At 69.7% G+C, this 20,387-nt stretch carries 17 protein-coding genes; 9 read left to right on the top strand and 8 right to left on the bottom strand.

Annotated elements, in window-relative coordinates; genetic code table 11:
* Together GVY41_RS09930 and GVY41_RS09925 are read left to right on the top strand one after the other, a co-directional pair.
* The gene (locus GVY41_RS09930) at positions 1-393 is read left to right on the top strand and encodes a response regulator transcription factor (protein ID WP_161345937.1); all 393 of its coding nucleotides are present in this window, start codon (positions 1-3) and stop codon (positions 391-393) included.
* Positions 393-2,474, top strand: a complete 2,082-nt coding sequence (locus tag GVY41_RS09925) for a 3'-5' exonuclease (RefSeq protein WP_170301162.1) — start codon at positions 393-395, stop codon at positions 2,472-2,474. Before GVY41_RS09930 ends, GVY41_RS09925 begins: the two co-directional genes overlap by 1 nt.
* A gap of 153 nt (positions 2,475-2,627) precedes the next feature.
* On the opposite strand, the gene truA is transcribed toward GVY41_RS09925, so the two are convergent.
* Positions 2,628-3,395: a tRNA pseudouridine(38-40) synthase TruA gene (truA, locus tag GVY41_RS09920; RefSeq protein WP_161345933.1), complete on the bottom strand. Its 768-nt coding sequence runs from the start codon at positions 3,393-3,395 to the stop codon at positions 2,628-2,630.
* 109 nt (positions 3,396-3,504) lie between these two features.
* On the opposite strand from truA, the gene GVY41_RS09915 reads away from it, so the two are divergent.
* Together GVY41_RS09915 and GVY41_RS09910 are read left to right on the top strand one after the other, a co-directional pair.
* Positions 3,505-4,920 (top strand): YcjX family GTP-binding protein, encoded by a 1,416-nt coding sequence (locus GVY41_RS09915; protein ID WP_229726018.1) that lies wholly within the window; start codon positions 3,505-3,507, stop codon positions 4,918-4,920.
* Positions 4,917-5,933: a YcjF family protein gene (locus GVY41_RS09910; RefSeq protein ID WP_161345929.1), complete on the top strand. Its 1,017-nt coding sequence runs from the start codon at positions 4,917-4,919 to the stop codon at positions 5,931-5,933. Before GVY41_RS09915 ends, GVY41_RS09910 begins: the two co-directional genes overlap by 4 nt.
* Here the strand turns inward: GVY41_RS09910 and GVY41_RS09905 are convergent.
* Entirely contained in the window at positions 5,930-6,337 is a 408-nt protein-coding gene (locus tag GVY41_RS09905) for a group III truncated hemoglobin (RefSeq protein ID WP_161345927.1), read from the bottom strand. The genes GVY41_RS09910 and GVY41_RS09905 overlap by 4 nt on opposite strands.
* A gap of 507 nt (positions 6,338-6,844) precedes the next feature.
* Here GVY41_RS09905 and ileS point away from each other — a divergent pair.
* Both ileS and GVY41_RS09895 read left to right on the top strand, forming a co-directional pair.
* Positions 6,845-9,904 (top strand): isoleucine--tRNA ligase, encoded by a 3,060-nt coding sequence (gene ileS / locus GVY41_RS09900; RefSeq protein ID WP_161345925.1) that lies wholly within the window; start codon positions 6,845-6,847, stop codon positions 9,902-9,904.
* 4 nt (positions 9,905-9,908) lie between these two features.
* Positions 9,909-10,358: a methylated-DNA--[protein]-cysteine S-methyltransferase gene (locus GVY41_RS09895; protein WP_161345923.1), complete on the top strand. Its 450-nt coding sequence runs from the start codon at positions 9,909-9,911 to the stop codon at positions 10,356-10,358.
* Here the strand turns inward: GVY41_RS09895 and GVY41_RS09890 are convergent.
* From GVY41_RS09890 to fsa, 5 genes are all read right to left on the bottom strand, one after another.
* A complete protein-coding gene (locus GVY41_RS09890; RefSeq protein WP_161345921.1) occupies positions 10,355-11,047 on the bottom strand; it encodes a CDP-alcohol phosphatidyltransferase family protein in 693 nt (230 codons plus the stop codon). The two genes, GVY41_RS09895 and GVY41_RS09890, sit on opposite strands and share 4 nt — an antisense overlap.
* A gap of 667 nt (positions 11,048-11,714) precedes the next feature.
* Positions 11,715-12,257 carry an EF-hand domain-containing protein gene (locus GVY41_RS09885; RefSeq protein ID WP_161345919.1) on the bottom strand — a complete coding sequence of 181 codons (543 nt, stop codon included), beginning with the start codon at positions 12,255-12,257 and terminating at the stop codon, positions 11,715-11,717.
* A gap of 72 nt (positions 12,258-12,329) precedes the next feature.
* Positions 12,330-13,253: a tyrosine recombinase XerC gene (locus tag GVY41_RS09880; RefSeq protein WP_161345917.1), complete on the bottom strand. Its 924-nt coding sequence runs from the start codon at positions 13,251-13,253 to the stop codon at positions 12,330-12,332.
* Positions 13,250-13,957, bottom strand: a complete 708-nt coding sequence (locus tag GVY41_RS09875; protein ID WP_229726017.1) for a DUF484 family protein — start codon at positions 13,955-13,957, stop codon at positions 13,250-13,252. The genes GVY41_RS09880 and GVY41_RS09875 overlap by 4 nt, the downstream gene beginning before the upstream one ends.
* Positions 13,958-14,379: 422 nt before the next feature.
* Positions 14,380-15,033 carry a fructose-6-phosphate aldolase gene (gene fsa, locus GVY41_RS09870; RefSeq protein WP_066808978.1) on the bottom strand — a complete coding sequence of 218 codons (654 nt, stop codon included), beginning with the start codon at positions 15,031-15,033 and terminating at the stop codon, positions 14,380-14,382.
* 81 nt (positions 15,034-15,114) lie between these two features.
* On the opposite strand from fsa, the gene GVY41_RS09865 reads away from it, so the two are divergent.
* Positions 15,115-17,310: a primosomal protein N' gene (locus GVY41_RS09865; protein ID WP_161345913.1), complete on the top strand. Its 2,196-nt coding sequence runs from the start codon at positions 15,115-15,117 to the stop codon at positions 17,308-17,310.
* A 9-nt stretch (positions 17,311-17,319) separates the two neighbouring features.
* On the opposite strand, the gene GVY41_RS09860 is transcribed toward GVY41_RS09865, so the two are convergent.
* Positions 17,320-18,456 carry a sigma factor-like helix-turn-helix DNA-binding protein gene (locus GVY41_RS09860; protein WP_161345911.1) on the bottom strand — a complete coding sequence of 379 codons (1,137 nt, stop codon included), beginning with the start codon at positions 18,454-18,456 and terminating at the stop codon, positions 17,320-17,322.
* A gap of 148 nt (positions 18,457-18,604) precedes the next feature.
* Between GVY41_RS09860 and msrA the strand changes: the two genes are divergently transcribed.
* Positions 18,605-19,258 carry a peptide-methionine (S)-S-oxide reductase MsrA gene (msrA, locus tag GVY41_RS09855; protein WP_161345909.1) on the top strand — a complete coding sequence of 218 codons (654 nt, stop codon included), beginning with the start codon at positions 18,605-18,607 and terminating at the stop codon, positions 19,256-19,258.
* Positions 19,259-19,474: 216 nt separating this feature from the next.
* The gene (locus GVY41_RS09850; protein ID WP_161345907.1) at positions 19,475-20,347 is read left to right on the top strand and encodes a 50S ribosomal protein L11 methyltransferase; all 873 of its coding nucleotides are present in this window, start codon (positions 19,475-19,477) and stop codon (positions 20,345-20,347) included.
* Positions 20,348-20,387 lie beyond the last annotated feature (40 nt).

Genomic DNA, 20,387 nt, shown 5'->3' with positions numbered 1-20,387 from the left:
ATGGCCGAAGCGGGGAGACAACCGCGGGTACTGGTGGTCGAGGACGAGGACAACATCGCCATCGCCCTCGACTATCTGATCACCCGCGAGGGCTATGCCCATGACCGGGTGTCGAGCGGCGCCGAGGCGATGGCCCGGATCCGCGCCACCCATCCCGACCTTGTGCTGCTGGACGTGATGCTGCCCGGCGTGTCGGGCTACGAGATCTGCCAGGATGTGCGGATGGATCCGGGGCTGGCGGATGTGAAGATCCTGATGATGACCGCCCGCGGATCGGCGATGGAGCGCAGGAAGGGGCTGGCGCTTGGCGCCGACGGGTTCATCGCCAAACCCTTCGAGCTGAAAGAGCTGCGGGCCGAGGTTCGGCGGCTTCTTGGCAGCGGGACCGCGTGATGGAACGCTGGAGCCTTCGCCTGCGGGTGTTCCTGCTGTTCGCGGGCCTCGCTGCGGCCAGCTGGGGCGCGCTTGGGGCAGGGCTTTGGGCCGGGTATCACCGGCTGGGCGATACCACCGTGCTGCCGGCCTTCGTGCAGGCCGGGGTGGTGGCGGGCTTTGCAATCCTGGGGCTGACGGCGGGGATCTGGTATCTGTTCGACGAGAACGTCGCCCGCGCCATCGAGCGGCTGGCGGGCGGGATGCGCGCCCGCACCCATGCCGCCGTGACCGGCGAGCTGGACGCCTCCCCCGCCCGCTATCTGGGCGACCTCGCCCCGGCCGCCGCCGCCGTGACCCTGACGCTGGCCGAGACCCGCAATGCGCTGGCCGAGGCGGTGGCGCGCGAGACGACGCGGCTGCAGGCCGAGAAGGACCGGCTGGAGGCGCTGCTGTCGGATGTGCCGGTGGGGGTGCTGCTGTGTACGGGGGACCATCAGCTGGTGTTCTACAATGGGCAGGCGGTGGATCTGCTGGGCGGCGGTGCGGCCCCGGGGCTTGACCGGCGGCTGTTCGATTACCTGCGGCAGGCGCCGGTGGCCCATGCCCATGCGCGGCTGCTGGAGGCGGGCGACCCCGATGCCGCGTCCGACCTGCTGGTCGCCACGGTGGCGGGGGCGCGGGTGCTGGCGGGGCGGATGCGGCTGCTGGACCAGGGCCGCGACGGCCCCGGCTATGTACTGACCCTGCGCGACGTGACTGCCGACCTTGCCGCCCATGCCGAGCGCGGCGCGTTGCTGGCCGAGGTGTTCGACCGGGTGCGCCGCCCCGCCGCCAACCTGCAGACGGTGATCGGCGTGCTGGCCGAGGATGAAGGCGCAGGCCCCGCCCTGACCCCCGCCCTGACTGGCGCGATGCTGGAGGAGGTCGGCAGTCTCGCCAGCGCGATCACCGAGCTTGGGGCGCGCTATGATGACAGCCGCAGCGACTGGTGGCCGCTGGCCTTCACCCGCGCCAGCGACCTTGCCGACGGCATCCGCGCCCGGATCGAGGCGGCGGGGCTGGAGGTGACGGCGGATCCGGCGCCGATCCTGCTGCGCTGCGACGGGTTCGAGATCGTAGCGCTGGTGTCGGTGTTGGCGGAACGGGTGGCGGCGGCGGGGCTGGCGCGCAGTTTTGCGCTGGAGATTGTCGAGGATGGCGCCGGGGCGATGGTGCGCCTTGGCTGGCAAGGCCCGGCGCTGCCTCTGGGGCAGCTCGACGGCTGGCTTGGCGAACCGCTGGAGGTGGGGCTGGCGGACGTGACCGGGCGCTCTGTGCTGCTGACCCATGCCACAGAATGCTGGCCCGACCGTGATGCGGCGGGGCGGGCCGGCATCTGCCTGCCGGTGCGCGAGGCCCGCCGCGCCCATCGCCGCCCGCCCCCGGTGACGCGGGCGGTGGTCTACGATTTCGACCTGCTGTCCAAGGCCCGCAATGCCGGCGTGCTGGATTCGCGGCTGGAAGACCTGACCTATGTGGTCTTCGACACCGAAACCACCGGGCTGCTGCCCGCGCAGGGCGACGAGATCGTGCAGATCGCCGCGGTGCGCATCGTCAATGGCCGGCGGGTGGAAAAGGAGGTCTTCGACACGCTGGTGAACCCCGGCCGGTCGATCCCCGCCGGCTCGACCGAGGTGCATGGCATCACCGGCGCGATGGTGGCGGACGCGCCGCGGATCGAGGAGGTCGGCCGGCAGTTCCACAAGTTTGCGGAAGGCGCGGTGCTGGTGGCCCATAACGCCCCCTTCGACATGGAATTCCTGCGCCGGCACGAGGCCGGGATCGGCGCCAGCTTCGACAACCCCATCCTCGACACGGTGCTGCTGTCGGCTGTGGTGTTCGGGCAAGGCGAGACCCACAGCCTCGATGCGCTGACGCACCGGCTGGGGATCACCATCCCCGAGGAGGCGCGCCACACCGCCATCGGCGACACCGTCGCCACCGCCGATGCCTTCCTGCGCCTGCTGCCGATGCTGCGCGCCAAGGGCATGGTCACCTTTGGCGACGTGCTGGCCGAGGTGCGCAAGCATGGACGGCTGCTGAAGGACCTGAACGGCTGATCTGCTTTGCCTTTTCCAAATATCCTGCGGGGGAGCCCGAAGGGCGTGGGGGGCGCAAAGCCCCCCTCCGCAGGTGCCTGTGGCGCAGCGCCGGGGGTTTCACACCCCCGGACCCCCGTGGGATATTTGGAAAAGGCAAAGGCGAAGGGGCGGTCAGGCGAACGGGTCTTCGGGGTAGCCGACGCCGGTGAGGTAAAGCCCCTGCGGCGGGCAGACCGGGCCGCAGGCGGCGCGGTTTTTGGCCTCCAGCGCGCGGCGCACGTCCTCGGGCGCCCACGTCCCGGCGCCGACGCGTTCCAGCGTGCCGACGATGGAGCGGACCTGGTTGTGCAGGAAGCTGCGGGCGCGGAGGGTGAAGCAGTATTCGGTGCCCTGCGGGACCGGATGCGCGGTGATGGTGATCTCGTCCAGCGTCTTCACCGGCGAGGCCGCCTGGCACATGGTGGAGCGAAAGGTGGTGAAGTCATGGTGGCCGACCAGATGCGCCGCCCCGTCTTGCATCGCGGCAAGGTCCAGCGGGTTCTGCACTTGCCAGACGAGGCCCCTGTCATGCGTCACCGGGGCTCGGCGCTGGAGCAGGCGGAACAGATAGCGCCGCTCGATGGCCGAGAAGCGGGCGTGGAAGTCATCCGCCACGCGGGCCGCGGCAAGGATCGCGACCGGCTGCGGCTTCAGGTGCCAGTTCAGCGCCTCGGCGAGGCGGAACGGGTCCCAGTCCTTGGCCAGATCGCAATGGGCGACCTGGCCCGTGGCATGGACACCGGCATCGGTGCGGCCGGCGGCGGCGATGCCCGGTGCCTCGGCGTCCAACCGGCGCAGCGCGACTTCGATGGCCTCTTGCACCGAGGGCTGGCCGCTCTGACGCTGCCAGCCGGCGAAAGGGGCCCCGTGATACTCGATCTTCAGTGCAAATCTTGGCATGTCGCCCGCCCTAGCGCGGGGCGCCGGGCTTGGCAATCGGCGTGGTGGATCGGCCCTCCACATTCCGCGTGCGGGTGCCTATCTTGGATGCAAAGCAAAGGGGCGCGACTTGGGCATCGGTGACATTGCGGACAGCGTGACGCGCAGCGTCGAAAGCCTTGGCGCCTCGGTCAGCGAAGCCTTCTTCGAGCCGGTGATCCGGCTGGGGGTCACGGGCCTGTCGCGCGCCGGCAAGACGGTGTTCATCACCTCGCTGGTGGCGAACCTGCTGGACCGGGGGCGGATGCCGCAGCTGAAGGCGGCGGCGGATGGGGCGATCCGGTCGGTCTTCCTGCAGCCGCAGCCCGACGTGACGGTGCCGCGCTTCGAGTATGAGGCGCATCTGGCGGCGATGACCGGGCCCGACCCGCATTGGCCGGACAGCACCCGCGCGGTCAGCGAGCTGCGCCTGTCGTTCCGGGTGCAGCCACAGGGGATGCTGGGGGGCCTGCGCGGGCTGCGCACCGTGCATCTCGACATCGTGGACTATCCGGGCGAGTGGCTGCTGGACCTTGGCCTCTTGGACCGGACCTATGCCGACTGGGCCGCCGAGACGCTGGCGCGGATCGCGGACCGGCCCGAGGCGGCGGGGTTTCTGGCGCTGGCGGGGGCCACGAACGGCGCCGCGCGGCTGGACGAGGCGGATGCGCGCAGCCTGGCGGACAGCTTTGCCGGCTACCTGATCCGCGCCCGCGCCGCCGGCTGGTCGGATTGCACGCCGGGGCGGTTCTTGCTGCCGGGCGAGATGGCGGGGTCCCCCGCGCTGACCTTCGCGCCGATCCCGCAGCCTGCGGATCCCGGCCGCACGAGTCTGTGGCGTGAGATGGACCGGCGCTTCGAGGCCTACAAGGCGCGGATCGTGAAGCCGTTCTTCCGCGAGCATTTTGCCCGGATCGAGCGGCAGGTGGTGCTGGTCGACGCGCTTGGTGCGATCCATGCCGGGCCCCGCGCGGTGGAGGATATGCGCCGGGCGATGGCCGAGATCCTGGCCGCCTTCCACCCCGGCCGCAATGGCTGGCTGACCGGGCTGCTCGGCGGACGGCGGGTGGAGCGCATCCTGTTCGCAGCGACCAAGGCCGACCATTTGCACCACAGCCAGCACCCGCGCCTGACCGCGATCATGGAAGCGCTGCTGCGCGAGGCAAAGGACCGTGCCGATTTTGCCGGGGCGAAGACGGCGGCGATGTCGATTGCGGCGCTGCGGGCGACGGTGGAGGAGACGATCAGCCATGAGGGCGGCCCCTTGGATGCCGTGCGCGGCCGCCTGCAGGGCGGGCGGCAGGCGGCGTTCTGGGCGGGCGAGCTGCCCGCCGATCCGGCGCAGCTGCTGGTGCCGGCGCGGCAGGGGGCGGAGCGCTGGCTCGACGCCGATTTCGGGGCGATGGCCTTCCTGCCTGCGGCCTCGCCGCTGCGCCCCGGCGAAGGCCCGCCGCATATCAGGCTGGACCGGGCGGCGGAATTCCTGATCGGAGACAGGTTGCGATGACCCTTGAGCCCAAGCGCCGCGGCCCGGTGATCCTGGAACGCGAGGGGGCGGCGGATGTCACGCCCGCCACCGCCCCGCCGGTGCCGGATTTCCTGCCCGATGGCCGCGCGATGCAGATCGCGGCGCGGGTGGCGGCGCGGCCGCCCTCACGCCTCGGGCGGTTCTTCTGGGCCAGTGCCGGGGCGCTGCTGTCGTTCATGGTCTCGATGGCGGCGTGGAATTTCGTGACCGGGCTTCTGGCGCGCAACCCGGTTCTGGGCTGGGCGGCGGTGGTGCTGGTCGGCGCCTTCGTGCTGGCGGCGCTGCTGATCGCGTTGCGCGAGCTGTCGGCCTATGCGCGGCTGGCGCGGCTGGACCGGGTGCATCAGGCGGCGACCGAGGCGCTGCTGGCCGGCGATCTGAAGGCGGCGCGGGCGGTCTCTGCGCGGCTGATCGCGCTGTATGCCGGGCGGCCCGAGACGGCCTGGGGGCGCGAGCGGCTGGCAGAGCGGCAGGGCGAGATCCTGGATGCGGATGCGCTGCTGCAACTTGCCGAGGCGGAACTGCTGGCGCCGCTCGACCAGGCGGCGCGGCGCGAGGTGGAGGCGGCGGCGCGGACGGTGGCGACCGTCACCGCGCTGGTGCCGATCGCGCTGGCCGATGTGGTGGCGGCGCTGGCGGCGAACCTGCGCATGGTGCGGCGGGTGGCCGAGATCTATGGCGGACGGGCGGGCACCTTGGGAAGCTGGCGGCTGCTGCGCACGGTGTTCACGCATCTGGTGGCGACGGGCGCGGTGGCGGTGGGGGATGACATGATCGAGACGGTGGCGGGGGGCGGATTGCTCGCCAAGGTCTCGCGCCGCTTCGGGGAGGGCGTGGTCAACGGCGCGCTGACGGCGCGGGTGGGGGTCGCGGCCATCGAGGTGTGCCGGCCGCTGCCCTTTGCGGCGCTGCCGCGGCCCAAGGTGTCGAACCTTGTGGGGCGGGCGCTGGCGGGGCTGTTCCCGACCGGGAAGGGCACGTCGGAGGATTAGCGCAGGACGGGAACCCCGCCCGCGCGCGTTTCGACTTCGGCTACGCCCATGCGCAAGCCCTGGCCGATGCGATGGGCGAGGGCGGACCATGAGGCGGCGGTTTCGGGGGGCAGTTCGCGCTGCAGGGTCGTGTCGAAGAGCGCCAGCCAGCCGGGGAAATGGCCGGCCTTCACGTCGCCCGCGCGCAGATGGGCGCGCATCGGGCTGCCGTCATAGCCCCGCTCCAGCAAGATCGCGTTGCGCCAGAAGGCGGCGACTTTTGCCTCATGCACCGGCCAGTCGGTGACGTGGCGCGCGAAGATCGGGCCGAGCTGTGCGTCGCGCCGGACGGCGGCATAGAAGGCGGTGACCACCCGGTCGATCTGGGCGGCGGTGATGGGGAAGCGTGGTGGCAGGTGGGTCATCGGGCGGCCCCTTTCCCTGCCGATATGCGCGTGGAAGGGGATGGGTGCAAGGCGCGGGGGTGTCGCAGTGATGATGGGCGACCGTTGTGCCGCTGCATCGCTTGGATTGGCGAAGGCCCCCGCCTTCGCCACGCGAAGACATCTCATCCCTGCCGGACGGGCCCCCAAAGGGCCCGGCCAGCGCCCGCCCCGGTCTCGTGTGGCCAGCGGCTCCGGGGGAGAGGCCCCGCACGGGCGGGGGCGAGGCAGTGCCTCGCCTATTCCCGCCCGATCCTAGCGGACCACCTGTGGCGAGGGGCTCGCACCCTCCCTTTACGCCGCGCCGCCCCTTTCCTATAAGGCGCGCATGACCCGGCCCGCCGCACATGCTTTGCGAATTACCGGCCCGGCGCTCTGACCGCTGTCAGGGCCGCCGGGATGATGCTTGCCGGGGGGTGCCGGAAGACCGCGCCCGCCGTTCCCAGATAGTCAGGGCCCCCACGTGGCCCGCCCCCGAGGATCGTTCCGATGTGCGCCGAGACCGTTGACCCGACTGCCGACACCGTTGACTACCGCGATACCGTCTTCCTGCCCGAAACCCCGTTCCCGATGCGCGCCGGCCTGCCCGCGCGCGAGCCGGGCTGGCTGGAGCGGTGGGAGAAGATCGGCGTTTACGACCGCCTGCGCGAGAAAGCCGCCAGGCAAGAGGGGGGCCGCACCCCCTTCACGCTGCATGACGGCCCGCCCTATGCCAACGGCCATCTGCATATCGGCCACGCGCTGAACAAGACCATCAAGGACATGATCGTGCGCAGCCATCAGATGATGGGCTTCGACGCGCGCTATGTGCCGGGCTGGGATTGCCACGGCCTGCCGATCGAATGGAAGATCGAGGAGCAATACCGCGCCAAGGGCCTCGACAAGGACGATGTGGACGTCGTCGCCTTCCGGCAGGAATGCCGCAAGTTCGCCGAAGGCTGGGTTGATATCCAGCGCGAGGAGTTCAAGCGGCTGGGGATCACCGGCAACTGGGCAGACCCCTACCTGACGATGGATTTCCACGCCGAGGCGGTGATCGCCGAGGAGTTCATGAAGTTCCTGATGAACGGCAGCCTGTATCAGGGGTCCAAGCCCGTGATGTGGTCGCCGGTGGAGAAGACTGCGCTGGCCGAGGCAGAGGTCGAGTATCACGACCTGACCAGCCATACGGTGTGGGTGCGGTTTCCGATAAGTTTCTTGCGGACTGTTGAGCGATCCAAAGCAATCAACGAATCGAAACGACGTGCTCAGGAAGTTGCTCCGAACTTCGAACTCATTGGTTATGAGAAGGATGAGTACGACGCGGAAGAGCACCCGCTGCTTGAAGGTGCGTCCGTTCTGATTTGGACGACGACCCCTTGGACGATCCCTTCCAATCGGGCGATCGCATATTCACACTCAATCCCTTATGGGATGTACGAAATCGAAGAGGTTTCGGAAGGAAGCAACGCAGTCGTTGGTGAGCGCGTGGTGTTGGCTGACGAGTTGGTAAAAACTGTCTTTCCGAACTCTGGAGTCACAAAATCGAAGCGGCTCGAAGCCATCAATCCTCACCACCTCGTTTGCAAGCATCCCTACGCGATTCTCGATCCGCTATGGGATGAAAATAAACAAGAGAGACTCTCGAATCTGCGCCCCCTCCTCCCCGGCGATCACGTCACCGACGAGGCGGGCACCGGCTTTGTCCATACCGCGCCCTCCCACGGCGATGACGACTATCAGATGGGCCTGAAATTCGGCCTGCCGATGACCTATGATGTCGAGGCGGATGGCTCCTACCGGGCTGACCTTCCGCTGTTCGGCGGGCAGGCGATCCTGACGGCCGAGGGCAAGGAAGGTCCGGCCAACGTGTCGAACATCAAGGCGCTGCACGGCGCCGGGGCGCTGTTTGCCAAGGGCAAGATCAAGCACTCCTACCCGCATTCCTGGCGGTCCAAGGCGCCGCTGATCTACCGCAACACCCCGCAATGGTTCGTCGCCATCGACAAGTCGCTGGAGGACGGGATGGGCCAGTATGGCGAGACCATCCGCGCCCGGGCGCTGAAATCCATCGAGGATCTGGTGAAGTTCACCCCGCCCTCGGGCCGCAACCGCCTGCATGCGATGATGGACAGCCGCCCCGACTGGGTGCTGTCGCGCCAGCGCGCCTGGGGCGTGCCGCTGACCTGCTTCACCAAACGGGGCGCCAAGCCGACCGATGCCGACTTCCTGCTGCGCGACCCGGCGGTCAATGCCCGCATCGCTGCGGCGTTCGAGGCGGACGGGGCCGACGTGTGGTATGTGCCCGGCTTCAAGGACCGGATGCTGGACGGGCTGCACGATCCCGACGCCTATGAGCAGATCTTCGACGTGCTGGACGTGTGGTTCGACTCTGGCTCCACCCACGCCTTCGTGCTGCGCGACCGCGCCGATGGCACCGCTGACGGCATCGCCGATGTCTATATGGAAGGCACCGACCAGCATCGCGGCTGGTTCCATTCCTCGCTGCTGCAAGCCTGCGGCACCAAGGGGCGGGCGCCCTATCGGGGCGTTGTGACCCACGGCTTCACGCTGGACGAGAAGGGCATGAAGATGTCCAAGTCGCTGGGAAACACCATCGTCCCGGCGGAAATCGTCAAGGATTACGGCGCCGATATCCTGCGGCTGTGGGTGGCGCAGGCGGATTACACCGCCGATCAGCGCATCGGCAAAGAAATCCTGAAGGGCACCGCCGACAGCTACCGCCGCCTGCGCAACACCATGCGCTTCCTGCTCGGCAACCTCGAGGGCTTCACCGAGGCCGAGCGGGTGGCCCCGGCCGACATGCCGGAACTGGAACGCTGGGTGCTGCACCGTCTTGCCGAGCTCGACCATGTCGTGCGCAAGGGCTACCGCGAGTATGACTTCCAGGGCGTGTTCCAGACCCTGTTCACCTTCTGCACGGTCGACCTGTCGGCGGTGTATTTCGACATCCGCAAGGATGCGCTCTATTGCGACCCGGCGGGCAGCCTGCGGCGGCGCGCGGCGCGCAGCACGCTCGACCTGTTGTTCCACCGGCTGACGACCTGGCTGGCGCCGATCCTGGTGTTCACGATGGAGGAGGTGTGGCTTTGCCGCTTCCCCGGCGAGGAGTCCTCGCTGCACCTGCAGGACATGCCCGAAACCCCGGCCGACTGGCGCGACGAGCCGCTGGCGGCGAAATGGGAGGCGCTGCGCCGGGTGCGCCGCGTGGTGACGGCGGCGCTGGAGGTGCAGCGCACCGCCAAGGAGATCGGCGCGAGCCTCGAGGCGGCGCCGGTGGTGCATGTCGAGGATGCCGCGGCGCTGGCGGCGCTGAAATCGGTGGATTTTGCCGAGATCTGCATCACCTCGGGCATGGTGCTGACAGGCGATCCGGCCCCGACCGAGGCGTTCCGCCTGCCCGAAGTGCCCGGCGTCGGCGTGGTGTTCGAACTGGCCGAGGGCGAGAAATGCCAGCGCTGCTGGCAGATCCTGCCCGATGTGGGTTCGCATTCGCATGCCCACACCTGCGCGCGCTGCGATGCCGCGCTGACCGGGATGGGGAAGTAGGGCCATGCAGGCGGGGTTCGACAGCCCCTTTGGCCGGCTGGTGCTGACCGAAGAGTCTGGCGCGATCACCCGCTTGCGGTGGGGAGCAGAGGCGGCGGGCGCAGGCTCGCCGCTGCTGGCCGAGGCGGGGGCGCAGCTGGCCGCCTATTTCGCCGGGCGGCTGACGCGGTTCGACCTGCCGCTGGCGCTTGGGGACGGATTCCGCGGGCGGTTCCTGCAGGCGCTGCAGGGCATTCCCTATGGCGAGACGCGGCGCTATGGCGATCTGGCAACCACACTGGGGGTGTCTGCACAGGCGATCGGCCAGGCCTGCGGCGCCAATCCGATCCCGGTGATCGTGCCCTGCCACCGGGTGCTGGGGGCGGCCGGGCTGGGGGGATTTTCCGCGCCGGGCGGGGTGGAGACGAAGGTGGCGCTGCTGAGGCTGGAGGGGGCGGCGGGCCTGCTGATCTAGCTTTTTGCCGGGATCAGCTGCTGCACGACACCCGCCAGCAGCAGGTAAAGCGAGGTCACGACCAGCCCCCAATGCGCCCAGCTTTCGGGGTGGAAATCGACCCAGGCAGCCCATCCGGCGAACGCCGTCCAGGCCAGCGCCATCGGCAGGGTAATCGCGCGCCAGCGGTCGGTGCGCACCGGGTGGACGAACTTGATGTTCAGGAACATCGCCACCGCCAGCGCCACGACGATGGCCAGTGTCAGCTCGAAATTCGGCTTCAGCGCGAATAGGACCAGCACCACCATGTTCCAGCAGGCCGGAAAGCCCGAGAAGGAATTGTCCTTCGTTTTCATCCGCGTATCGGCGAAATAGATCACCGAGCCGTAGACGATGACGATGATGGCGATCCACCCGGTCCAGCCGGGCAGGATGCCGGATTTGAACAGCGCATAGGCCGGGATGAACACATAGGTCAGGTAGTCGATGATCAGGTCCAGCAGGACCCCGTCATAGGTGGGCCAGTTGACCGTGACCTGGTAGCGCCGGGCCAGCGGGCCGTCGATCCCGTCCACGACCAGCGCCACGACCAGCCACAGGAACATCATGCTCCACTGCTCCTCGACCGCGGCGAGCATTGCCAGCATCGACAGGACGGCACCGGTGGCGGTGAGCAGGTGGACGAACAGGGCTTTGAAACGCAGGGTCATCCAACCGTCATGCAGGAATTCGCGCAAAGGCGCAACCGGGCCGGGGTTGGAAACACCGGCGGCGTGGGGCGCGCACGGGCGTTGCGGCGCAAGACGGCGGCAGTGGCGCGGGAAGTGGCAGCAGGCGGATGGGGAAGGGCGGCGGGAAAAGCGGGCGCATGGCGGCGCCGGACCAAGGCGGGAGCGCGTGATATGGCCACGCGCCTTGCCAAGAGAGGGCCCGATCCATGCTCTTGGATCACCCTGCATTCCCGCACCGCGAGGGTGGAGGCCGCGCAACAGGCGGCAAGCGCGCTGGACGATGGAGTGGATTGATCCATGCGTCCATGCGGGCGGGTAGCTGAGCCCAGCAGGTGTGGCACGAGGCCCAAGCCTGAGGGTGGTGCAAACCTCGAGCGAGGCCGGATTGGCCTGCGCCTGCGCTTGCAAACGTCCTTGGTGGCCCTGCCGCGTGGTAGCTGGACGCTGGTCGCAACAGCGCCCGTCCCCCGGCGCACCAAGCTCCGCCGGTATCCGCCCGTCGGGGAGGGGTTGGGGTATCCAACAGCGCAGGCTGCACGCGCTTCTGTGGCGCGGTTCGCTCGGCCAGCTTGTAGGCAAACGCGCCAGCGAGCGCCGCACCATCCCCGGCTGCGGACCCACCACGGCGCCCGCCGGCTTTGCCCCGTCAGGCCCTGGCGAGCAGCATTGCGAGGGCGTGATCCGCGTCCATCAGCACTGGCGGAACTGGCGCCGGCTTCGGGTCCACCTCGGTCAGGCGCTGGAACAGCTCGTCCGGCGAAAGGGTGGGCGCGGGCGGGGCTGGCGGTTTCGGGGCAGGCGTGACGGCGAGCAGGTCCTCGATCAGGCTGGCGGTGTCGGCGGCCGAGGTTCCACCGCTGGTCGCTGCCCGGGCCGCCAGAGGATCGGCGCCCGCCGCTTGCGGTGCCGCCATGGCCTCGCCCAGCTTGCCAAGCACGGCGGCGAATACCGCCTGGTTCATGGCGTCGGGCCGGGCCTCGCGGCGTCGGTGCGTGTTCACGCGCGCGTCGATCTCGGCCGCGCTCAGCGCGCCGCTGTCATCGGTATCGATGAGGTCAAAGGCTGCCTCGAACTTCGGTCGGCCCGCAATCTCGGCCCGGCCGAGATCGCCGGAGCCATCGCTATCAAGCCGTTTCAGCATGGCGCTGCCCACCGAGGGGGCAACGCGGAAGGTCTGGTGCACGTCCATGGGAAAACCCTTCTGGTTTGGGAACGTGGGCAGCACTCTGCGCCGGCAGCGGTTAAGGAACCGTTTGCGGGGTCACGCCCGCGGGTGGGCCGCGGCATAGACCTCCATCAGCCGCGCCGAATCCACCGCCGTATAGGCCTGCGTGGTGGACAGCGAGGCATGGCCCAGCAATTCCTGGATACTGCGCAGATCGCCGCCCGCCGCCAGCAGATGCGTGGCAAAGCTGTGGCGCAGGGCGTGGGGCGTGGCGGTGGCCGGCAGGCCGAGGCTCATGCGCGCCAGTTCCATCGCGCGCGCCACCTGCCGCGGGTTCAGCGCGCCGCCGCGCACGCCGCGGAACAGGGGCGCGGTGCGGGCGGCGGGATGGGGGCAGAGGCGCAGGTAGTCCGCCACGGCATCGCGCGCGGCGGGCAGGACCGGCACGATCCGCTCGCGCCCGCCCTTGCCGATGATGCGCAGCACCGGCGGCAGCGGCGCATCGGCGCCCGTCAGGCCAAGCGCTTCCGAGATCCGCAGGCCGCAGCCCCAGAGCAGGGTCAGCACGGCCGTGTCGCGCGCCGCCGTCCAGGGCTCGCGCGCCTGATCCTCGACCATGCTGATCATCGCGCGGGCGGCATCCTCGGCCAGCGGGCGCGGCAGCGGGCGCTTGAAGCGGGGGCTGCGGGCGCCAAGCACCACGGTCGCGTCAAATCCCTCGCGGTCCGACAGCCAGCGGTAGAAGCTGCGCACCGAGGAGAGGGCGCGGGCGAGCGACCGCGCGCCGACACCGCGGCTGCGTTCGGCCGCCATCCAGGCGCGCAGGTCACCTTGCGTGATCGCGGCGAGGGCGGCGGTGCCGGGGGCGGTGTCCCAGTGCTGGCCAAGGAAGCTCAGGAAGCCGACGACATCGGTGCGATAGGCGGTGACGGTGTTCTCCGCGGCCCCGTCCAGGGCCGCCAGATGCGACAGCCAGGCCTGCAGCGCATCGCGCACTGCGGGCGTCAGCGCCAGGCTCACGCCAGCCAGCGCCGCATCGCACGCTCGAACGCGCCGGCGAAGAAGGCCAGAAGGTCGGTGCCCTGCGTCGGCTTGAAATGGTGCGGGTCTTCCGAGCCGAGGACCAGCATCGCTGGCAGCCGCCCCTCGCCCAGGTCGAGGCGGATCGCGGCTTCGGACCGGATCCAGCCGCCCTTGTCGCCATAGACGCCGTCGGCCGAAGGATGGGTCTGGCGCAGCACCACCGGGCGCAGCGCGCCGTTGCGGGGGCCGCGGAGGTAGGCCTCGACAAACCCCGGCTCGGCGACACACAGCACCGCGCCCACCCGCGCCAGCGCCGGGTCGTCGCCCGCCTGCACGGTTTCCAGCACCAGCCGCACCGCATCGACGCGCAGGATCTCGGCGACGTCGGTGCCAAGCGCCAGCAGGAAATCCTCGAACTTCAGCGGGTCGAGCATCCGCAGCACGGCGCGGTGGATCTGGTTGGTCCCGGCGAGGTTTTCGTAAGCGGCGGCGATGACGGAGCGGTGGGTATCCTCCAGCCGGTCCAGCCGCGCCTCGAGCCGTTCCATCGCAATGCCGCGCAGGTCGACGATATTGGCACCCATTGCCCGTTCATTGGCGGCGATCAGGGCGCGCATCAGGTCGCGGTCCTCAAGGATCACCTCGGGCTGCGAGATGATCCTGTCGCGCAAGGGCTGGTCGATGGGGGCGCTTTCGGCCATGGCTCGGGTCCGTCCGTTCGGGGCTTTGGGGGTGAGCATACAGGCAGGGCGGCGTTGGAACAATCCCGTGATGGTTGCGTGAGGGGGAATGTCGGGCGGCTGGTTAGGCGCTTTTCAGAGACCGCTCGGTTCGGGCGGAAACAGGCGAGGCACTGCCTCGCCCCGCCCGTTGCGGGACGTATCCCCCGGAGCCATCGGCAACAAGAGACCGGAGAGGCCAGCGCCCGACCTGGCGGGCGAGAAGCGCCCGCCATGGGCGGGGCGGGCGCTGGCCGGGCCCTTTGGGGGCCCGTCCGGTCCAGGATGAGACAGCACGGCGTGGCGAAGGCGATGGCCTTCGCCAAGGCATCGCCCGCGCCATAAAGGAAAAAGGCCCGCCGCATCGCTGCGGGCGGGCCCCGTCAATCACGAAGCGCGAACGCTCAGAGGATCTTCTGCCCGGTCTTCGCCCAGTCGGCGGTGAACTGCTCCAGCCCCTTGTCGGTCAGGATATGGTTCGCCATCGCCTTGATGACCGCGGGCGGCGCGGTGATCACATCGGCGCCGACCAGCGCCACATCGGTGATGTGGTTCACGTTGCGGATCGAGGCGGCCAGGATCTCGGTATCAAAATCGTAATTGTCATAGATGGTGCGGATATCCTCGATCAGCTGCACGCCATCGAGGTTGATATCGTCCAGCCGGCCGATGAAGGGCGAGATGAACGCCGCGCCGGCCTTGGCGGCGAGGATCGCCTGCGCGGCCGAGAAGCACAGCGTGACATTGACCATGTGGCCTTCGGATGCGAAAGCCTTGCAGGCGGTCAGGCCGGCCCAGGTCAGCGGCACCTTGATCGCAATGTTGGGGGCGATCTTGGCGAGCTTCAGACCTTCGGCGATCATGTCCTTGGCTTCCAGAGCCACGACCTCGGCCGAGACCGGGCCTTCGACCATGTCGCAGATCTCCTTGGTGACCTCGAGGATGTCGCGGCCCGATTTCAGGATCAGCGACGGGTTGGTGGTGACGCCATCGACCATGCCAAGGTCGTTGAGTTCCTTGATGGCGGCCACATCGGCGGTATCGACGAAGAATTTCATGGGGGGAGTCCTGCAAGTGAAGGGATGCCGCCCTGATACCGCAACCAGGCCGGTGCCGAAACCCCCGATGGGCCACCCGTGATGGATGAGGCGCGGTTCTTTGCGGGCGGCGAGCGGGTGGCGGTGCTGACGGCAGAACCCATCGGCCGGGTGCTGGATTACCGCGCGCCCGAGGGCGGCTGCGCCGAGGGCGCCTTCGTGGTGGTGCCGCTGGGGCCGCGGCTGGTGATGGGCGTGGTCTGGGGGCCGGGCGAGGGCGGGTTCGATCTGTCGAGGCTGCGCGCGGTCAACCGGGTGCTGGACGCGGCGCCGATGCGCGGCGAGCTGCGCGCCTTCCTGCTGCGCGCCGCCGAATACACGCTGACGCCGCCGCCGGCGATGCTGCGGCTGGCGACGCGCAGCCCCGGTCTGGGCGAGGCGCCGGGGCCGCGCCGGGTGTATCGGCTGGCGGGGACCGAGCCCGCGCGGATGACCGAGGCGCGGGCGCGGGTGCTCGACGCGCTGCAATCCTTCGGCGGCGCGGCGCTGACCCTGTCGGAACTTGCGGCGGCGGCCGAGGTCACGACCAGCGTGGTCAAGGGGCTGGTGAAGATCGGCGCGGTGCTGGAGGGGGAGGCCCCGCGCGACCTGCCCTATCCGCGGCTGGACCCCTCGCTGCCCGGCAAGGCGCTGTCCGGCGATCAGGCGGCGGGCGCGGAGCGCTTGCGCGCCGCGGTGCAGGGCGGCGGCTATGGCACCACGCTGCTGAAGGGCGTCACCGGGTCAGGCAAGACCGAGGTGTATCTGGAAGCCGTGGCGGAATGCCTCGCCATGGGCCGGCAGGCGCTGGTGCTGTTGCCGGAAATCGCGCTGACGGCGGAGTTCCTGACGCGGGTCGAGGCGCGCTTTGGCGCACGGCCTGCCGAATGGCATTCGGGCGCGACCCAGACCGAGCGGCGGCGGCTGTGGCGGATGGTCGGGCAGGGCGATGCGCAGCTGGTGGTGGGGGCAAGGTCCGCGCTGTTCCTGCCGTTCCGCGACCTCGGGCTGATCGTCGTCGATGAGGAACATGACAGCTCTTACAAGCAGGAGGACGGCGTCCTCTACAACGCCCGCGACATGGCGGTGCTGCGGGCCTCGCTATGCTCGGCGCAGGTGGTGCTGGCCTCGGCCACCCCCAGCCTCGAAAGCTGGGTGAATGCCGAGGCGGGAAAATACGCCCGCATCGACCTTGGCGCCCGCTTCGGCGTGGCGGAACTGCCCGAGATGCGGGCCATCGACATGCGCGCGGAAACCTTGCCGGGGGATCAGTGGATATCTCCCACGCTGGCGGGAGCGGTGAAGGCGCGGCTGGCGGCGGGGGAGCAATCCTTGCTGTTCCTCAACCGCCGCGGCTATGCGCCGGTGACGATCTGCCGGGCCTGCGGCCACCAGATCGGCTGCGAGCATTGCGATGCGCGAATGGTGGAGCATCGGTTCCTCAAGCGGCTCGTCTGCCACCAATGCGGCGACAGCCGGCCGATCCCGCTGGCCTGCCCCTCTTGCGGGGTGGAGGGCAAGTTGGCCCCGGTCGGCCCGGGGGTGGAGCGGCTGGCCGAGGAGGTGGCGGCGAAGTTTCCGGCCGCGCGGGTGGCGGTGCTGTCATCCGACCTGTTCGGCTCGGCAAGGGCGCTGAAGGCGCGCATCCTCGAGATTGCCGAGGGCGCGGCCGACATCATCATCGGCACGCAACTGGTTGCAAAGGGGCACAATTTCCCGGCTCTGACGCTGGTGGGGGTGATCGACGCCGACCTTGGCCTGCAAGGCTCGGACCTGCGGGCGGCGGAGCGGACGTTTCAGCTGATGCGGCAGGTGGCGGGGCGGGCCGGGCGCGGGGCGAAGCCGGGGGTGGCGCTGCTGCAGACCTTCCAGCCCGAGCACGCCGTGATCCGCGCCATTCTGGGCGGCGACGAGGAAGCCTTCTGGCGCGCCGAGGCGGCAGAGCGGCGGGTGGCGGGGATGCCCCCCTACGGGCGGATGGCGGGGATCATCCTCTCCTCGCCCGACCTTCAGGCGGTGTTCGATTTCGGGGCGGAGCTGGCCCGGCGCGATGGCCCGCTGCGCCGGATCGGGGCGCAGGTCTGGGGGCCGGCCCCGGCCCCGATTGCCCGGGTGCGCGGCCGCCACCGGGTGCGCCTGCTGGTCAAGGCCGACAAGGGCGCGCCGCTGCAAGCCGCGCTGGCCGAATGGACGGGGCAGCTGAAACCGCCCGCGAACTTGCGGCTGGCGGTGGATATCGACCCGCAGAGTTTCCTGTAGGGGAGAGCCTCAGCTCAACTGCTCCTTCGCGGCAATCGCGACCCCGCGCAGCACGTCCTGCGCGATCTCGCCCGCCACCGCATAGCCAAAGCCACCCTCTGCCCACCAGACGCCGCGCGTTCCGCCCTCCTCGAGGAAGCCGAAGGCGGTGCCCCCGGCGCCGGGCTGCGGGGCGGCGAACAGGGTCAGCCGCTCGCCCGGCCCGCTCTCATAGACCAGCACGGCGGCGGTGCCGCGGGCGTCGGGCAACAGGCGGCCCCCGATGGGATGGAAGCCGAAGGCCCCCAGATCGGGCAGGGCGAAGGGCCGCCCCAGCCGTGTCGAAAGCCAGCCGGTCACGTACTCGATGCGCTCGGCCCCCAGCTCGGCCGGCCGGGCGACCTCAGCATAGGCGTCATGGGCGTGCAGGGCTGCCAGCATCGGAAGCTCGGTGGCCGGCCGCGGCTGCATCCACCACGCGGCGCCCCAGCCCCCCGCGGCACCGATTGCCAGCAGGGCAAGGGCGGCGGCGACAGGGCGCAAACGGCGAGGACGGGCCACTGGCACCGGCGCCTCGGCGAAAAGCGCCCGCATCCGCTCCGGCACCGGCTCCGACACCTCCGGGTGGAGCAGGGCAAGCGCCGCATCCTGCCCGTCCCACTCCGCCAGCGTGGCCTGCGCCGCCGGGTCCGCCGCCAGCCGCGCCGGGAACCCCGCCGCCTCCTCGACCGAGAGCCTGCCATGCCGCGAGGCCAGCAGCGCAATGTCGCCGAGGGCTGCCTTGCCGGCGATGCGCGATCTGGGACGAGGCCCCTCGCGCAGCATCTCCCGCGCCCGGCCCAGCCGTGACACCAGCGCCCCCTCGGACACCTCCAGCGCCATTGCCGCCTCGGCCAGCGTCAGCCCCTCCACCGTCACCAGCAGTAGCGCAAGCCGCTGATCCTCCGGCAGCCGGGGCAGGGCCGCAGGCGCCTCCCCCTCCCGTTGCATCCTCAGCAGGATGCCGAACAGCCAGCCGCGCAGGCCCTCCCCCGGCGCGCCCTGCGCCAGTGCAACCTCCAGACATCGCTGCACCAGATCGTCGGCGGCGTCACGGTCCTGCACCAGCGCCCGCGCAAAGCGGCGCAGCGAGGGGATCATCGCGCGAGTGTCGTCCTGAAAGGTCATGCTGCCGTCCTGCCCGCGCTCTGCGGCGCGCTGGACCATGTGTAAGGCCAGAGCCCCCTGCAGGTCCATCGCAACCCGCGCGGCCCGCCTCTGGCAGGCGGACCTCCCCCGCCCTACATTAGGGGCAACCCCAGACCAGGAGCCCATCATGCTGAATGCCCTCTTCGGACGCAAACCCGACCTTCCGACCCCGGCCGAGGCGCTGCCGGGCCGCGCCGAGCCGATCCCGACCGCCGAGACCCATTTCCTGAACGGCCGCCCCCTGACCGGGCCGGTGCCGGAGGGGATGGAGGAAGCCGTCTTCGGCATGGGCTGTTTCTGGGGGGTGGAGCGCAAGTTCTGGGACCTGCCCGGCGTCTGGGTGACGATGGTCGGCTATGCTGGCGGGCTGACCCCGAATGCCACTTACAAGGAGGTCTGCTCGGGCCTGACCGGGCATAACGAGGTGGTGCGGGTGATCTACGATCCCGCCGTCATCTCCTTCGAAACGCTGCTGAAAACCTTCTGGGAGAACCATGACCCCACGCAAGGCATGCGCCAGGGCAATGACCGCGGCACCCAGTATCGCAGCGGCATCTACACCTTCTCGGACGCGCAGCAGCAGGCGGCGGAGGCCAGCCGCGAGATCTATGGCCAGCGCCTTACGGCCGCCGGCTACGGCGCCATCACCACCGAGATCCTGCCGACGCCGGAGTTCTTCCATGCCGAGGATTACCACCAGCAATACCTCGCCAAGACCCCGGACGGCTATTGCGGCATCGGCGGCACCGGAGTTTCCTGCCCCATCGGCCTGCCTGCCTGAGGCAGGATACAGAACCCATACAGAAGCCATACATACGGCATATGTAAACTGAAACACTCGGGAACCGGCGCCACAACACCTCTTCTTGCCCTTCGTTTTGGCCTAAGTATCCCGGGGGTCCGGGGGCAGCGCCCCCGGCGCCTGCCGCCGCGCGCCGCTTGACGCAGCAGGCGCCCGGGCCTATCGCAGGCCCGACCCAACCCCGGAGCCAAAGCCATGACCACCTTCACCGCGTTGACCACTCTCGATGGCCGCGACCCGGCCGAGGCCCTGGGCGAGGCGCTGGAAGACCTGACGCCGGAACCGACCGGCGTGGGCGTGTTCGAGATCGAGGATGGCTCGGGCCGCTGGGAGGTGGGGGGCTACTTCCTCGAGCAGCCCGACGAGACCCAGCTTGCGATCCTGGCGATGGCCTTCGGCGCGGCGCCCTTCGCGGTGTCGGAGATCCCCGAGACCGACTGGGTGGCGCATGTGCGACGCGATCTGCACCCGATCGTGGCGGGGCGGTTCTTCATCTATGGTGGGCATGATGCCGACAAGGTGCCGGCGGATGCCGAGCCCTTGCTGATCGAGGCGGCGATGGCCTTCGGCACCGGGCATCATGGCACGACGCAGGGCTGCCTGCTGGCGCTCGACCGGCTGGCGACGGATGGGTTCGTGGGCCGAAACGTCGCGGACATCGGCTGCGGCACCGCGGTGCTGGCGATGGCGGCGGCGCGGATCTGGCCGGGGGTCATCATGGCCTCGGACCTTGACCAGATCGCGGTGGAAACCGCGGCGGCGAATGTCACCGCGAACAATCTGCAAGGCCGGGTGGAGTGCTTCGAGGCGGCGGGGTTCGAGCATCCGCGCCATGCGGCGGCGGCGCCCTATGACCTCGTCTTCGCCAATATCCTGAAGGGCCCGCTGATCGAGCTGGCGCCCGACATGGCGGCGCATATCGGCTCGGGCGGCTATGCGGTTCTGTCCGGCATCCTAAACCCGCAGGCGGATGACACGGTAGACGCCTATGTCGAGAACGGGTTCGATGTTGCCGCGCGCAACGAACTGGGCGAGTGGACGACTTTGGTGATGCAGCGGAAACGCTGACGCCAGATTCCGCATGACGAGTGCCGGTGACGCGCGCAGG

It is taken from the genome of Frigidibacter albus, from assembly GCF_009908165.1.
Lineage (GTDB): Bacteria > Pseudomonadota > Alphaproteobacteria > Rhodobacterales > Rhodobacteraceae > Frigidibacter > Frigidibacter albus.
Note: the sequence above shows the minus strand (reverse complement) of the source record. Positions and strands in the feature narration are given on the sequence as shown.